The organism is Citrobacter sp. S46_ASV_140 (assembly GCF_018919545.1).
GTDB classification, from domain to species: domain Bacteria; phylum Pseudomonadota; class Gammaproteobacteria; order Enterobacterales; family Enterobacteriaceae; genus Citrobacter; species Citrobacter braakii.
The window spans coordinates 65,700-80,115 of sequence record NZ_JAHLRC010000005.1 but is presented as its reverse complement, the minus strand read 5'-3'; the positions used below and the strand labels follow the sequence as shown (position 1 = coordinate 80,115).

17 protein-coding genes and 1 pseudogene are annotated in these 14,416 nt (G+C 52.3%); 8 read left to right on the top strand and 10 right to left on the bottom strand.

The annotated features are described in order from the left end of the window. Positions 1-52: 52 nt before the first annotated feature. Both cydH and KQJ19_RS03140 read left to right on the top strand, forming a co-directional pair. On the top strand, positions 53-142 hold the full coding sequence (gene cydH, locus KQJ19_RS03145) for a cytochrome bd-I accessory subunit CydH (protein WP_003029209.1): 90 nt from the start codon (positions 53-55) through the stop codon (positions 140-142). A 176-nt stretch (positions 143-318) separates the two neighbouring features. Beyond that, positions 319-1,488, top strand: a complete 1,170-nt coding sequence (locus KQJ19_RS03140) for an MFS transporter (protein ID WP_103766268.1) — start codon at positions 319-321, stop codon at positions 1,486-1,488. Between the two features lie 40 nt (positions 1,489-1,528). Here the strand turns inward: KQJ19_RS03140 and sodB are convergent, their stop codons facing one another. Then, positions 1,529-2,110: a superoxide dismutase [Fe] gene (sodB, locus tag KQJ19_RS03135; RefSeq protein ID WP_016152988.1), complete on the bottom strand. Its 582-nt coding sequence runs from the start codon at positions 2,108-2,110 to the stop codon at positions 1,529-1,531. A 127-nt stretch (positions 2,111-2,237) separates the two neighbouring features. After that, entirely contained in the window at positions 2,238-3,068 is an 831-nt protein-coding gene (locus KQJ19_RS03130; RefSeq protein ID WP_216403327.1) for a C40 family peptidase, read from the bottom strand. A gap of 333 nt (positions 3,069-3,401) precedes the next feature. Here KQJ19_RS03130 and grxD point away from each other — a divergent pair, with 333 nt between their 5' ends. Continuing rightward, entirely contained in the window at positions 3,402-3,749 is a 348-nt protein-coding gene (gene grxD, locus KQJ19_RS03125) for a monothiol glutaredoxin 4 (RefSeq protein ID WP_003832760.1), read from the top strand. 54 nt (positions 3,750-3,803) lie between these two features. Here grxD and rnt read toward each other — a convergent pair whose 3' ends face one another. From rnt to KQJ19_RS03105, 4 genes are all read right to left on the bottom strand, one after another. Next, positions 3,804-4,451, bottom strand: a complete 648-nt coding sequence (rnt, locus tag KQJ19_RS03120; RefSeq protein ID WP_016152990.1) for a ribonuclease T — start codon at positions 4,449-4,451, stop codon at positions 3,804-3,806. Positions 4,452-4,545: 94 nt separating this feature from the next. Next, on the bottom strand, positions 4,546-4,953 hold the full coding sequence (gene gloA, locus KQJ19_RS03115) for a lactoylglutathione lyase (RefSeq protein WP_003029198.1): 408 nt from the start codon (positions 4,951-4,953) through the stop codon (positions 4,546-4,548). Between the two features lie 97 nt (positions 4,954-5,050). Then, entirely contained in the window at positions 5,051-6,148 is a 1,098-nt protein-coding gene (locus KQJ19_RS03110) for an alkene reductase (protein WP_003029197.1), read from the bottom strand. A 54-nt stretch (positions 6,149-6,202) separates the two neighbouring features. After that, the gene (locus KQJ19_RS03105; RefSeq protein WP_016152991.1) at positions 6,203-6,802 is read right to left on the bottom strand and encodes a TetR/AcrR family transcriptional regulator; all 600 of its coding nucleotides are present in this window, start codon (positions 6,800-6,802) and stop codon (positions 6,203-6,205) included. A 101-nt stretch (positions 6,803-6,903) separates the two neighbouring features. Here KQJ19_RS03105 and KQJ19_RS03100 point away from each other — a divergent pair, with 101 nt between their 5' ends. From KQJ19_RS03100 to sodC, 3 genes are all read left to right on the top strand, one after another. After that, a complete protein-coding gene (locus tag KQJ19_RS03100; protein ID WP_016156428.1) occupies positions 6,904-7,143 on the top strand; it encodes a DUF1289 domain-containing protein in 240 nt (79 codons plus the stop codon). Between the two features lie 49 nt (positions 7,144-7,192). Beyond that, positions 7,193-8,089 (top strand): aldo/keto reductase family oxidoreductase, encoded by an 897-nt coding sequence (locus tag KQJ19_RS03095; protein WP_016152993.1) that lies wholly within the window; start codon positions 7,193-7,195, stop codon positions 8,087-8,089. A gap of 81 nt (positions 8,090-8,170) precedes the next feature. Further along, a complete protein-coding gene (sodC, locus tag KQJ19_RS03090; protein ID WP_016156429.1) occupies positions 8,171-8,695 on the top strand; it encodes a superoxide dismutase [Cu-Zn] SodC in 525 nt (174 codons plus the stop codon). On the opposite strand, the pseudogene KQJ19_RS03085 reads toward sodC, so the two are convergent. The 3 genes and pseudogenes from KQJ19_RS03085 to KQJ19_RS03075 form a co-directional block, all read right to left on the bottom strand. Beyond that, positions 8,671-10,711, bottom strand: a pseudogene (locus KQJ19_RS03085) (FUSC family protein). The gene sodC and the pseudogene KQJ19_RS03085 sit on opposite strands and share 25 nt — an antisense overlap. After that, entirely contained in the window at positions 10,708-11,571 is an 864-nt protein-coding gene (locus KQJ19_RS03080) for an HlyD family secretion protein (RefSeq protein WP_216403326.1), read from the bottom strand. Before KQJ19_RS03080 ends, KQJ19_RS03085 begins: the two are co-directional and overlap by 4 nt. Before the next feature lie 2 nt (positions 11,572-11,573). Further along, positions 11,574-11,810 carry a DUF1656 domain-containing protein gene (locus KQJ19_RS03075; protein WP_016156432.1) on the bottom strand — a complete coding sequence of 79 codons (237 nt, stop codon included), beginning with the start codon at positions 11,808-11,810 and terminating at the stop codon, positions 11,574-11,576. 192 nt (positions 11,811-12,002) lie between these two features. On the opposite strand from KQJ19_RS03075, the gene slyA reads away from it, so the two are divergent. Next, complete coding sequence (slyA, locus tag KQJ19_RS03070) at positions 12,003-12,443, top strand: transcriptional regulator SlyA (protein WP_019076732.1); 441 nt, start codon at positions 12,003-12,005, stop codon at positions 12,441-12,443. Between the two features lie 47 nt (positions 12,444-12,490). Here slyA and slyB read toward each other — a convergent pair whose 3' ends face one another. Next, positions 12,491-12,958 carry an outer membrane lipoprotein SlyB gene (gene slyB / locus KQJ19_RS03065; protein ID WP_046276343.1) on the bottom strand — a complete coding sequence of 156 codons (468 nt, stop codon included), beginning with the start codon at positions 12,956-12,958 and terminating at the stop codon, positions 12,491-12,493. A 274-nt stretch (positions 12,959-13,232) separates the two neighbouring features. On the opposite strand from slyB, the gene anmK reads away from it, so the two are divergent. Further along, a complete protein-coding gene (gene anmK, locus KQJ19_RS03060) occupies positions 13,233-14,354 on the top strand; it encodes an anhydro-N-acetylmuramic acid kinase (protein WP_016156434.1) in 1,122 nt (373 codons plus the stop codon). The last annotated feature ends 62 nt before the right edge of the window (positions 14,355-14,416 follow it).

Below are 14,416 nucleotides of genomic sequence, written 5' to 3'. Positions count from 1 at the left end.
GTAAAAATGCGCAATATCACTTTTTGTGTGGGAATAAAAAGGAGAAAACTTGATGAGCACCGATCTGAAATTTTCGTTAGTGACTACCATTATTGTTCTGGGTTTGATCGTCGCGGGTGGCCTGACCGCAGCGCTGCATTGATTTCCCCCGAGGGAGTTCGCTCTCCCTCATCCTTTCCGCTTGCCTTTCCCGTCGATTGTTTGCGAATAAGCAAAAGTCTTTTGCAATTTTGTTAACTTTATTAATTTTGCGATCAATGTCATGCTTTTGACTCTTATTTTATGTCGCGCCCCGGCTCGACGTTACGGAGTCGAAATATGAAACTCAATTATCCTTTACTGGCGCTGGCGATCGGCGCGTTTGGCATTGGCACCACTGAATTTTCGCCAATGGGATTATTGCCCGTCATTGCCAAAGGTGTGGATGTCTCGATTCCCGCGGCCGGAATGTTAATCAGCGCGTATGCGGTTGGGGTGATGGTGGGGGCTCCGCTGATGACATTACTGCTGTCCCATCGTGCGCGACGTAATGCGTTGATATTCCTGATGGCGATTTTCACGCTGGGCAACGTGCTTTCGGCTATCTCGCCGGATTACACCACCCTGATGTTATCGCGTATTTTGACCAGTCTGAACCATGGGGCATTTTTTGGTCTTGGCTCCGTTGTCGCTGCAAGCGTAGTACCCAAACATAAGCAGGCCAGCGCCGTGGCAACCATGTTTATGGGGTTGACCATTGCCAATATTGGTGGCGTTCCTGCGGCGACCTGGCTTGGTGAAACCATCGGCTGGCGTATGTCGTTTATGGCAACGGCGGGTCTGGGCGTCATCTCCATGGTCAGCCTGTTCGTCTCATTACCCAAAGGTGGGGCGGGAGAGCGCCCGGATGTCCGTAGCGAACTGGCGGTACTTATGCGTCCGCAGGTGCTGTCGGCGCTGCTGACGACCGTTCTGGGAGCCGGGGCGATGTTCACGCTTTATACCTATATCTCACCAGTGTTACATACGATCACCCATGCCACACCGGCGTTTGTGACCGGTATGCTGGTGCTGATTGGCGTTGGCTTCTCAATCGGTAACTATCTTGGTGGCAAACTGGCTGACCGTTCCGTCAACGGTACGCTGAAAGGCTTTTTACTGCTGCTGATGGTTATTATGCTGGCCATTCCTTTCCTGGCGCGTAATGAGCTGGGTGCGGCAGTCAGTATGGTGGTCTGGGGGGCGGCGACGTTTGCGGTCGTTCCGCCGTTGCAGATGCGCGTGATGCGCGTTGCCAGCGAAGCGCCTGGATTATCATCGTCAGTCAACATTGGCGCGTTTAATCTGGGGAATGCTCTGGGTGCCGCAGCCGGTGGGGCGGTGATTTCCGGTGGGTTGGGCTACAGCTTTGTTCCGGTGATGGGGGCAATTGTGGCGGGGCTTGCGCTGCTGCTGGTCTTTATCTCGGCGCGCAAACAGCCTGAAGAGGCTTTCACTACCGCGAATTAATGCTAAAACGCAGAAGGGTTCTCCTTCTGCGTCATCTTTTTTATGCTGCGAAGTTCTTCGCAACAAATTCCCAGTTCACCAGCGCCCAGAAGTTTTCCAGGTAGCCAGGACGGGCATTGCGATAATCGATGTAGTAGGCGTGTTCCCATACGTCAACGGTCATCAGCGGCGTCGCGTCGGTGGTCAGCGGTGTACCTGCATTGGAGGTGGAAACGATAGCCAGTTTGCCATCCGTTCCTTTTACCAGCCAGGTCCAGCCAGAACCGAAGTTTTTAATAGCGGCATCGGTGAACTGCGCTTTGAAATCCGCAAAGCTGCCAAAGGAGGCGGCAATTGCTTCGGCCAGTTTACCGGTAGGTTCGCCACCTGCGTTCGGTGCCAGGCAGTTCCAGTAGAACGTGTGGTTCCATACCTGTGCTGCGTTATTGAATACACCGCCTTCAGAGCTACGTACGATCTCTTCCAGTGATTTGCCTTCAAACGCCGTGCCTTTAATCAGGTTGTTCAGATTAGTCACGTAAGTTTGATGGTGTTTGCCATAGTGATATTCCAGCGTTTCGGCAGAAATGTGCGGTGCCAGAGCATCTTTGGCATACGGTAATGCAGGTAATTCAAACGACATTGCTTCTCTCCTTATTATTTATATTGAGTACACACAATAGCCTCATTGTGAGTAAGGATAGGGTAGCAAATTGAAAGGTTATGCAAAAGAAGAACTTACCCTACAGCATGTCCTGTAGGGTAAGTTTTTAACGAATTGTTTTTGGCGTCATTACCCGACGAGCGCCCACATAGTGGCGCTGCCAGTAATCTTCACTCAGAGAGGTGATTTGAATTTCCTGACCGCTGCGCGGTGACTGAATAAACTTACCGTTGCCAACATAAACGCCAACGTGATCGGCAGTTCCACGCCCCTGGGTACGGAAAAATACCAGATCGCCATTTTTCAGTTCGCCACGTTCAATCGGCGCAGCATCGCGCAGATGATACATTTCGTTCGCTGTACGTGGAATGCGGAATTTCACCAGATCTTTATAGGCGTAATAGACCAGACCGCTGCAGTCAAACCCGGTTCTTGGTGAGGTGCCGCCCCAGCGATAAGGCTTGCCGATTTGGTTCATCAGCGTGGACATGGCGGTTTTAGTGGCTTTCTGCACTTTCACTTTATGCGCGTCAGCCAGCGTCGTTGGTACGGTGGTTTTCACTTTTACACAGCGCGGCTTATGACCTTTGCGCGGCGTGCATTTTTCAGTCCAGGTAACGGCAGCGGTTTGTGCTGCGATGTTTTTACCACGACGGTTTGCCGTTTTAGTCGACTTTGCCGGAGCGGCAGTGCGATGTTTAGAAGAGGAAGCGGTTTTGGTGCTGGTTTTGCTGGTGGTTTTTGTCGCCGTTTTCTTGCTGGTTTTTGTTGTTTTTTGGCTGGTTGTTGCGCTTTTCTTTTTATCTACCGTTTTGATGGTGTGGGAATGGGTAGGTGTCGTCCTGGCCTGCTTGGAAGCATGAGCCATGGGCGTAAAGGGCAGTGTAGTAAAAAGTAAAGCACAGAGCGTGATCGAGATTCGGTTTATCCGCGCCACTGAGCAATCCTCTGGTAAGGCAGGTCTATCATGCCTGCGTGTGATTTTCAAAACTTGATGATTCTAATCTATAGAAAGAGGGAAAGTTAATAGCTTTTTTGTTTAAAACTACGTTTCGTAACCGACCGCAAAAAAAATCAGCAATTAAAGTTGGCGTTGGTGAACGAATAATCAAATCCACAGGCTTTAAAGGGATAAGTGAGATTGTGAATGCAACTTTTGGCGTCAGGGGATAAAATAATAACGCGTAATGAAAATGTTATTTTCCGTTGCCTGTCTGACCCGCTACAATGTCAGACTACTGCCGTAAAAGAAGTTTAAGGAAGCAAGATAATGAGCACCACTATCGAAAAAATCCAGCGCCAGATCGCTGAAAACCCGATTCTCCTGTACATGAAAGGTTCCCCTAAACTGCCAAGCTGCGGTTTCTCCGCTCAGGCTGTGCAGGCGCTGTCCGCCTGTGGTGAACGCTTTGCTTATGTTGATATTCTGCAGAACCCGGATATTCGCGCCGAGCTGCCGAAATACGCAAACTGGCCAACCTTCCCGCAGCTGTGGGTTGATGGTGAGCTGGTTGGCGGCTGTGACATTTTGATCGAAATGTACCAGCGCGGTGAGTTGCAGCAGCTGATTAAAGAAACAGCGGCGAAATACAAAACCGAAGAGCCGGACGCTGAATAATATCAGCGTAAATAAAAAAGCGACCTCGTGATGGTCGCTTTTTTTATCGGTCCGTTATGCCTCTTCAGGCACGGGAAGAGGCCAGCCGCCGAGACGTTTCCAGCGGTTAACAATTTCGCAAAACAGCACGGCCGTCCGTTCGGTGTCATACAGCGCCGAGTGCGCCTGAGTCCCGTCAAATTCCATTCCTGCCGCCAGGCACGCTTTCGATAACACAGTTTGCCCCAGAGACAGGCCGCTTAAGGCCGCAGTATCAAAGGTGACGAACGGATGAAATGGATTACGTTTGAGCGAGGCGCGTTCTGCTGCGGCCATCATAAAACTGTGGTCGAACGTAGCGTTATGCGCCACCATGATCGCCCGATTGCAGCCGCTGTCTTTAATGCCTTTACGCACCATTTTAAAGATGGCATGCAGAGCGTCATATTCGCTGACCGCGCCGCGTAGCGGATTGTTAGGGTCAATTCCGTTAAAGGCGAGGGCTTCCGGCTGCAAATTCGCGCCTTCAAATGGCTCTACGTGGAAATGTAACGTCGTGTCCGGCATCAGCCAGCCTTGTTCATCCATTTTCAGTGTGATGGCTGCGATCTCAAGCAGCGCATCGGTTTTGGCATTGAACCCTGCGGTTTCGACATCAATGACGACAGGATAAAAACCACGAAAACGGTCACACAGACCGGAAAGTTGAGCGTTATCGGACATCTGGGTCTCTTAATACGGGAAAATTGCAGCGCGTATTATGGCAAAATGATGAGTATAAAACTACGGGCACAGACGATCTGCGCCCGTGGGGAGGTTAGTCGCCCAGGCCGCGCCCGGCGTCTTTCTCTTCGATCAGTTCAATTTTGTAACCGTCTGGATCTTCAACGAATGCGATTACGGTTGTGCCGCCTTTTACCGGACCGGCTTCACGCGTGACGTTACCGCCATTCTGACGAATACGTTCACAGGCTTCGGCTGCGTTATCTACGCTCAGGGCGATATGGCCGTAGGCAGTGCCCAGCTCATACTTGTCGACACCCCAGTTATAGGTCAGTTCGATCACGGCTTCGCTGGTTTCAGGGCCGTAGCCGACAAAGGCCAGGGAGTATTTGTATTCAGGGTTTTCGCTGGTACGCAGCAGCTTCATGCCCAGCACGTTGGTATAAAACTCGATGGAACGCTGCAGGTCACCCACGCGCAGCATGGTATGAAGTAAACGCATCTTTTTCCCCTTCGAAAATGGCTAATACATTCAAAATGTTGTTTTAGTATAGCGGCGTTGTTACGCCGCTATCAATGGCAGAACGGAGTTTGTGACGTTAGAGGGTAGGATAATCGGTGTAACCTTCCGCGCCGCCGCCGTAGAAGCTTTCGGCACGTTGCGGATTCAGCTCCGCTTTACGCTGCAGGCGCGCAACCAGATCCGGGTTAGCGATATAGGCGCGACCAAAAGCAACGGCGTCGATCAGGCCTTTCTCGATCAGTGCTTCTGCTTTTTCAGGTGTGTAGGCACCCGCACCAATGATCGGACCGTGGAAACGCGCACGAACTTTTTCGCGAAACGCATCGGAATACGGCTCGCCGCCAGCCCAGTCCGGCTCAGACATATGCAGGTAAGCGATTCCGCGCTTGCCCAGTTGTTCAATCAGATACAGCGCATCGGCTTCTTCGTTCGGCCCGTTGTCAACGTTCTGGAATGAGCCAATCGGAGATACGCGAATACCAATGCGATCGGCACCCCATTCTTTAATACCGGCATCGACAACTTCCAGCACCAGACGTGCACGATTTTCGACGCTGCCGCCGTACTGATCGGTACGCTGGTTAGACGTTGGCGACAGGAACTGGTGCAGCAGATAGCCGTGAGCGGAGTGCAGTTCAACCATGTCGAAACCCGCTTCGCGCGCGTTGGCAATCGCCTGACGGAAGTCATTAACGATGCCAGGAATTTCTTCAGTTTCCAGCGCACGCGGCATTGAGGTATCCGCACGCGTTGCCAGACCATTTTCATCACGCAGCGAGGTCCGGGTACCGGCGCTAATCGCGGAAGGTGCGACCGGTGCCTGACCGTTGGGCTGCAGACTGGCGTGAGAGATGCGCCCGGTATGCCACAACTGGACCGCAATATGACCTTGCTCCGCATGTACGGCAGCGGTGATTTTTTTCCATGCGGCAATTTGCGCTTCGCTGTGTAAGCCGGGTGCCCCCGCATAGCCTTTCGCCTGCGCGGAAATCTGTGTAGCTTCACTGATGATAAGACCCGCGCTGGCGCGTTGACGGTAATACTCGGCCATCAGCGGAGTAGGGATGTCGCCAGGCTCAATGCTGCGCAGACGCGTCAGTGGCGCCATGAATACGCGGTTTGCTGCCGTAATAGCACCCACTTTCAGTGGGGAAAAAAGTTTTTCAGATGACATATGGCACTCCTGAATAGACCGGTCGTCTAGTAATAAAAGAAATAAAAACGCCTGTTAAACGGCAGGCGTAGTAATGATGGTTTTAACGTGCGCCAGCGCATTTTCCAGCGGGGTGGCGCTACGAGAAATCTTGGCCTGCAGGTTGGCGCCCAGCCACAGCGCATACAATACCTGCGCCTGCTGTAACGGCTCGCCAACAAAGGACAGACAATGATTTGCCTGACCTTTCTCCAGCGCCTGCGCTAACAGCGCAATAATGTGCCGCGCGCCTTTATCCATCGCCGTGCGCATATCTTCTGACAGATCGCACACTTCGGCAGACAGTTTTACGGTTAAACAACCGCTGATAATACCGTGCTGGCTAAACTGGTTCAGGGTTTCCTGATAGTAGGCCAGAATGCGGTCGCGATAGTTTCCTGCCCCCGTATCAAAGTGCGTAGCCAGTCGCTGATGATAGGCCGCATAGTGGCGTTCCAGCATCGCAACACCGAACGCTTCTTTAGAGCGAAAATAGTGATAAAACGAACCTTTGGGGACTTCAGCGGTTTTCAGTAGTTCGCTTAAGCCCATACCGGTGAAGCCGCGCTGCATACACAGCAGTTCGCCAGTCGCCAGCAGATGTTCGCGCGTATCGTGTTCAGTGATTTTGTTCATGGGAAGGAGTGTAATAGACCAGTCGGTCTAATGCAATAGCGCTTGCGAGAAATTCAGTTAACGTCTTCAATAGGTATATCAATCTTACGAAAGGAGGGGATGTGGCCGAACAGCTGGAGTTTTTCCCCGTCCAGAGCCCATGCCGTGGAATATGTCAGTCTGACGAGCGCGGTTTTTGCCGCGGCTGTTTTCGCAGTCGGGATGAGCGTTTTAACTGGCAAAAGATGAGCGATGCCGAAAAGCAGGAAGTGCTACGGCTTTGTCGTCAGCGCCTGATGCGTAAATTACGAGCAAACAAAGCCAACCCTTCGGAAGAACCGCAACAACCTTCACTCTTTTAAAAGCGTAATTGCGTATACTCGATGCACATTCACTTATAAGGAAGCTGCTATGGTTCAGCGTATTACTATTGCGCCGCAAGGTCCGGAATTTTCTCGCTTTGTAATGGGGTATTGGCGCCTGATGGACTGGAATATGTCCGCGCGCCAGCTAGTCAGCTTTATTGAAGAACATCTGGACCTGGGCGTTACCACCGTCGATCACGCCGATATTTACGGCGGATACCAGTGTGAAGCGGCGTTTGGTGAGGCACTGAAGCTGGCTCCGCATCTGCGTGAAAAAATGCAGATTGTTACCAAGTGCGGGATCGCCACGACGGCGCGCACGGAAAATGCGCTGGGTCATTACATCACCGACAGCGCGCATATCATTGCCAGTGCGGAAGCATCGTTGAAGTTACTGGCGACCGATCATATTGATTTGCTGCTCATCCACCGTCCCGATCCGCTCATGGATGCGGACGACGTCGCCGACGCGTTCAAAAAATTGCACCATAGCGGAAAAGTGCGTCACTTTGGCGTATCTAACTTCACCCCGGCACAGTTCTCACTGCTGCAATCGCGTCTGCCGTTCACGCTGGCGACTAACCAGGTTGAGATCTCACCGGTACATCAGCCGCTCCTGCTGGATGGTACTTTAGATCAACTGCAACAACTGCGCATTCGTCCGATGGCCTGGTCCTGCCTCGGCGGTGGTCGTCTGTTTAATGACGATGCGTTCCAGCCATTACGTAATGAACTTGCCACAATCGCAGAAGAGTTAAACGCGCAGTCCATTGAGCAGGTGGTGTACGCCTGGATTTTACGTCTGCCGTCTCAGCCGTTGCCGATTATTGGCTCAGGGAAGATAGAGCGCGTACGCGCTGCCGTTGAGTCTGAGTCATTGAACATGTCTCGCCAGCAGTGGTTCCGTATTCGCAAAGCCGCGCTGGGTTACGACGTACCGTAATCGCGTTTTTGACGCTTCTCCGTTCAAATTTGTGTCACTGGTTTACACTTATCAATCAGACACCTTTCGGACGGAGGTCTTATGAAGCGTTTGAGTTTGGCCATTATTACTCTACTCGCCTGTGCAGGTGCGCAGGCTGCTAGTGAAGAAAAAGTGACGATGAATCTGGTAACGTCGCAAGGCGTCGGCCAGGCGATTGGTACGGTCACTATTGCTGAAACCGGGAAAGGGCTGGAGTTTACGCCCGATCTGAAAGCGCTGCCGCCGGGTGAACATGGCTTCCATGTCCATGCGAATGGCAGTTGCCAACCGGCGATTAAAGAAGGAAAAGCCTCAGCCGCGGAATCGGCTGGAGGCCATTATGATCCGCACCAAACCGGCAAGCACGAAGGCCCCGAAGGCGCAGGCCACATGGGTGACCTGCCGCTGCTGGTGGTGAATAACGACGGTAACGCCACAACACCGGTCATTGCGCCGCGGCTGAAAACGCTCGATGAGGTTAAAGGCAAAGCGCTGATGATCCATGTCGGTGGCGATAATATGTCCGATCAACCAAAACCGCTTGGCGGTGGTGGCGCGCGCTACGCCTGTGGCGTTATCAAATAATCAATTGCCTAGCGTACCCGGCGGAGGCGCCTGTTCGAGCTGAGAAAGCGAGCAGTGTAGTCGCCAGATAAGCGCCGACAGTTCCTGCGCCGCAGGTTGATGATGGTGGGCGAGCGTGTCGCAAATACGCTGTAGCTCACTCAGCGTGGCATTCAGCGGTCGTTGCTGAACGCCGCGCTCACTCATTACGTCGCGAAGCAGCGAAATACACACGTCTCTGACGCGAGCCAGAGGATCTGAACGTACCTCCCAGGTGCGCAGTTGCCACACCACGTGCGAGCAGTTCAGCAAGACAACCCCCCAACGCAATAGCCAGCGTCGCGCCAGTGCATCCTGACTGTTGCTGAGTTGGCTGACGTGATGATAGGTCAGCGACTCAAATTCGTTTTCACTGAGTGAGGGATGTCGGCTGAGCTGATCGACAAAATCCCGGCGCAGGGCGCGAATATGGCGGCGACCTTTCCGCGCATCCGATCCGGGCCGCAGAATGGCGAATGCCAGCCACGATAGCGCCACGCCGGTGATTTTCGCCATATTGTCATTCAGGAAATCAGCAAAATCATAAACCGGCGGATTAGTCACCGCGATAAACGATCCCATAAACACGATTAGCTGTCCCCAAAGACCCGCCAGCGCGGGCATTTGCAGCTTCAGGAGTTGCATGGTAGCGAGCAGCGGGAAGAGAAACAGAATGAATTGCCAGAGGTCAGAGATTTGCACCATCAGGCCAAACTTAACCACAAAGCTAAACAGCGACAGCAGAACCAGCGTGCGCATCAGCAAAGAAAGTGACTTGAACGGCGTGGCTACGGCGGAATAGAGCACGCTGCTGATGGCCGCGAGCGTTAGTGCGCCAGAGCCTGATTCCCATTGCGCGCCAATGCTCCATGCGCCGATAAGCATCAGGGTACAGAACGTACGCAATCCGCTCCAGAGTGCTTCCGCATTATCGGTATGACGGGCAAGTCCTGGCGTGCGGGCGATAGTAATACGCTCGGCGGTAACGCCATTTTCCAGTAAATGCAGATAATGACTGCTGCGTAAGTACAGCCGACAAAAATAACGCAGTCGTTGCCAGAAGGCGACGTGCCGATAGTCGCGTGCATCGAGAGGACGCAGGGGGGCGATAATACGTGCGACGGTGTAGGTGTCGGTATTGGATTTGACCAGCTCGCTGAGCAGTTGTTCGATGATTTCCCGGGTATTAGCCGGGGGATTGGGCCAGTTCAGGAGCATCCTGCGCAGACTGGAGATCACGCTGGTCATACGTAACTGCTGATGCAACAGCGAATTGAGCAACGCATTTTGACGGCGAAAACGGTAGTGACTCCAGAACGCCTGAATACGCAGCAGGTTCATGGTAAGAATCTGACCGATAACACCTTCATGAGCTGTGCGAATCGCATCTGTTGTCTCCGGTTGCCAGAGTAAGCTGGCATGCTCCAGTAAACGCGAATGCATGTTTTTCAGCGCGGTAAGCAGCGTAGTGCCATCGGAGGTGCTGGGGAGGATCATCATCATCATGCCGCCGCACAGGATACCGACGATGACCTCGCATACGCGGGCCTGAGCGATATCCCACAACTGCGTAATTTCTATGGTATTGACCATGGGAAAAGCAATGATCGCCGCCGTATAACCGGCCAGTTGAAAGGCATAGGCGACGTTATTGGTGAAATGCGCGCATGCCCAAGTACAAAAACCGATCCACACTGACATGCTCAGCAAAAACAACCACGGCTCATTGAGGGTATGACCGGCAATAATCAACGCGGCGGTGGCACCCAGCAAGCTACCCGCAACACGACCCAGACTTTTGCTGATAACCCCGCCGACGGTGGGAAAGCTGACCACTGCCGCCGAGGTCATCGCCCAGTAGGGCTCATCCAGATTCAGGTAATAGGCGAACGTTAACGCCAGACACATCGCAATGGTATTTCGCAACGCATAACGCCACTGCGCTACCGTGGCTTTAAACCACGGCCAATGGCCTGGCATCAGGTGGGACAGTTTCATTTACGCTGGCCGATAGACACGCTGCAGGTCGTACCAGAAACCAGGGTGACATCCTGCGGCAGAGCGTCGAATTCGATGCGGACCGGAACGCGTTGGGCCAGACGCACCCACGGCACATTGGGTTTGATGTCGGGAATCAGACCGGAATCGCTTTCCACACTTTGGTCGTAGATGGCGCGACCAATACTGGATACGTGACCCTGTAACTTTATGTTGCCGCTGTAGAGCGTGATAATCGCAGGCGCACCTTCACGAATGTGGCGCAACTTGGTTTCTTCAAAATACCCCATCACATAGAAAGAGTGGCTGTCGACAAGGGCAAACAGGGGCTTACCGGTTGAGGCGTAGTCTCCAGTACGAGTTGAAAGGTTGGTGACCCAGCCCGCTACGGGCGCTTTGACCACCGTCTGCGTCAGTTGCCACTGTGCCTGGCGCAGACTGGCCTCGGCTGCTTCAACGCTGGCCTGCATGGCTTTCACGTTGAGGTTAGCAGTATCCAGATCTTCGGCTGAGATATAATTTTGCGATAAATGACGGCGGCGGTTGGCTTCGTTATTGGCTTTCGCCAGATCGGACTGTGCCTTCGCCAGCTGCGCTTGCGCATTTAGTTCAGCAATGTGAAACGGCGTCTTATCGATGATAAAAAGGACATCGCCTTTGTTAACAAACTGGTTATCTTTTATATTGAGTTCGCTAATGCTGCCTGAGACCTGCGGCGTGATGCTGACCTGCTCAGCTCGCACTTTGCCATCACGTGTCCAGGGCGATTGCATATAGTAATTCCACATCCACCATCCGGCGAAAACTGCGATGGCAGCGACTATAATGGTGGAGAAGTATTTAATGGTTTTAAGCGACATAATCACCACACAATCAGCATTACAAAGGCCAGACATACGCAAAGCGTAAAGAGTGACAGATCCATTAACAGGGGATGCCAGATTTCGCCGGAGTAAATCCAGTCGCGCAGGAGGCGATGAACAACCAGCCAGAGAATAAATCCTGCTACAAACGCCTTGAAAACAGGAGGGAAGTAGACAGATGCTCCGATCATTAAATCTTGTAGGGGCAATCCTGTTGCATTAAACATAAACTTCACGGGCAAAATCCTTGGCGGAAGAGAGCATTGCTATAGGTTTAGCAAAAAAGAGACAATGAGTCTCTGTAACGCATAATGTCTGAAAAAATGTCAGCCGGTAAGCAAATTTGGCAATACATTTGTTTTGGGAATACAAATGCTGCACACTATTCTAAAATCAGCATAATAACTTAGCAAGCTAATTATAAGGAGATGAAATTGGAATCGCCATTAGGTTCTGATCTGGCACGGTTGGTGCGCATTTGGCGTGCTCTGATTGACCATCGCCTGAAACCTCTGGAGTTGACGCAGACGCATTGGGTTACGCTGCACAACATTCATCAATTGCCGCCTGATCAATCGCAGATTCAGTTGGCTAAAGCGATTGGCATCGAGCAGCCTTCGTTGGTACGCACGCTTGACCAGCTGGAAGAAAAGGGACTCATTTCACGACAGACTTGCGCCAGCGATCGTCGGGCAAAGAGAATTAAACTGACAGAAAAAGCAGAGCCGCTGATTGCAGATATGGAAGCGGTTATCAACAAGACGCGTGGAGAAATTTTGGAAGGGATTTCAGCTGAGGAAATTGATCTGCTGATTAAACTGGTCGCCAGACTGGAACACAATATTATTGAACTGCAGTCACAGGGCTGAAACGATAAGATGACGTGTGGCCAGAGCCTGACCACACGTGAATTCGATTAGCGTGGAGACACGGTAACCTGGCTGCCGTTGTTAGCCATAACAACGCGCTGGCCAGCTGAGAACTTGGTCGCACCCTGTTTCTGAACCACCATGATGGTATTACCGTCGTCCTTACGGATTTCCAGTTCTACACCCTGGGTTTTATTCATCGCACCTTGTACGCCTTGACCCGCTACGCCACCGGCAACTGCGCCAGCCGCCGTGGCTAATGAACGACCCGTACCGCCGCCGACGGTGTTACCCAGGAACCCGCCGAGTACCGCACCACCAATGGCGCCAATCACGTTTGCGTCATCGCCACCCTGGATTTGCACCGGACGAACATGAACAATTGTACCGTAGGTAACGTTCTGAACTTGTTTCGCTTCGGATGCGGTGTATACGTCGCCTGAAAGGCTATCATTGTTAACGCAGCCCGCCAAAGACACACCCATTAATGCAACAATCAGCACACGTTTAATCATTTACAAATCTCCTTTAACACCACGAAACGCTAATAAAGCACCCTTCATGGCTAAATTATATGGCACTTGTGAGCCTAAGGTCACATGTTCTACTGGAACAATATGAAAATCTTAACCGAAATCGGATATACCGAGTATAAACGAATCATTCATATAATTGATGTAATAAAGCGTCCATTGTAATGATTAGCCCTCAAAAATCATTAAGGAAGCATGGCATTAGTCGGCACTTTATGGTTGAGTGTCAAGGCTAATTTGCTTAAAAGGATGACATATGAAATCGGGCCGTTTTATCGGTGTAATGTCTGGAACCAGCCTTGATGGTGTCGATGTTGTGCTGGCGACAATAGATGAAACGATGGTTGCGCAACAGGCGAGTCTGACCTGGCCTATTCCTCTCCATATAAAGCAGGCGATCCTGGATATCTGCCAGGGGCAGCAGCTTACGTTATCGCAGTTTGGCCAACTTGACGCACAGCTCGGTTATCTGTTTGCCGAGGCGGTGAATGCGCTGTTGGCACAAGAAAAATTGAAACCGCATGAGATCGTTGCGATTGGCTGTCATGGGCAAACCGTGTGGCATGAACCGACGGGAATCGCGCCGCACACGCTGCAAATTGGCGACAACAATCAAATCGTCGCGCGTACCGGGATAACGGTGATCGGCGATTTTCGTCGCCGCGATATCGCTCTCGGCGGGCAGGGCGCGCCGTTGGTTCCCGCTTTTCATCAAGCGCTGTTGGCTCATCCAACGGAGCGGCGGATGGTGCTAAACATCGGCGGAATTGCCAATCTGTCTCTGCTTATCCCACAGCAACCCGTTCGCGGTTACGACACCGGGCCGGGCAATATGCTGATGGATGCCTGGATCTGGCGGCAATGCGGCCAACCCTACGACAAAGATGCGCAGTGGGCCACATCGGGAACGGTGATCCTGCCTTTACTGCAAAATATGCTTAACGATCCTTATTTTTCTGCGCCTGCGCCGAAAAGCACTGGCCGCGAGTATTTCAATTATGGCTGGATAGAACGTCATATGGCGCAGTTCCCGGGAATAAGCCCGCGGGATGTGCAGGCGACGCTTGCCGAACTGACGGCCGTGACCATTTCCGAGCAGGTCTTGCTAAGTGGAGGCTGTGAACGGCTAATGGTATGCGGCGGCGGCAGCCGTAATCCGCTGCTGATGATGCGTCTGGCGGCATTATTGCCAGGGACAGAGGTCACTTCAACCGATGAGGCTGGGATCAGCGGCGATGATATGGAGGCCCTGGCTTTTGCCTGGCTGGCGTGGCGAACGCTGGCGGGATTACCGGGAAATCTGCCTTCCGTGACCGGCGCATCAGAACCGAGCGTTTTAGGGGCGATTTATCCTGCTAACCCACGAACTCAGAGTTAACTGAAATTATTCAGCGCCATATGTCGATAAACTAGGGATATTAGGGAGGGTGCCATTACCCT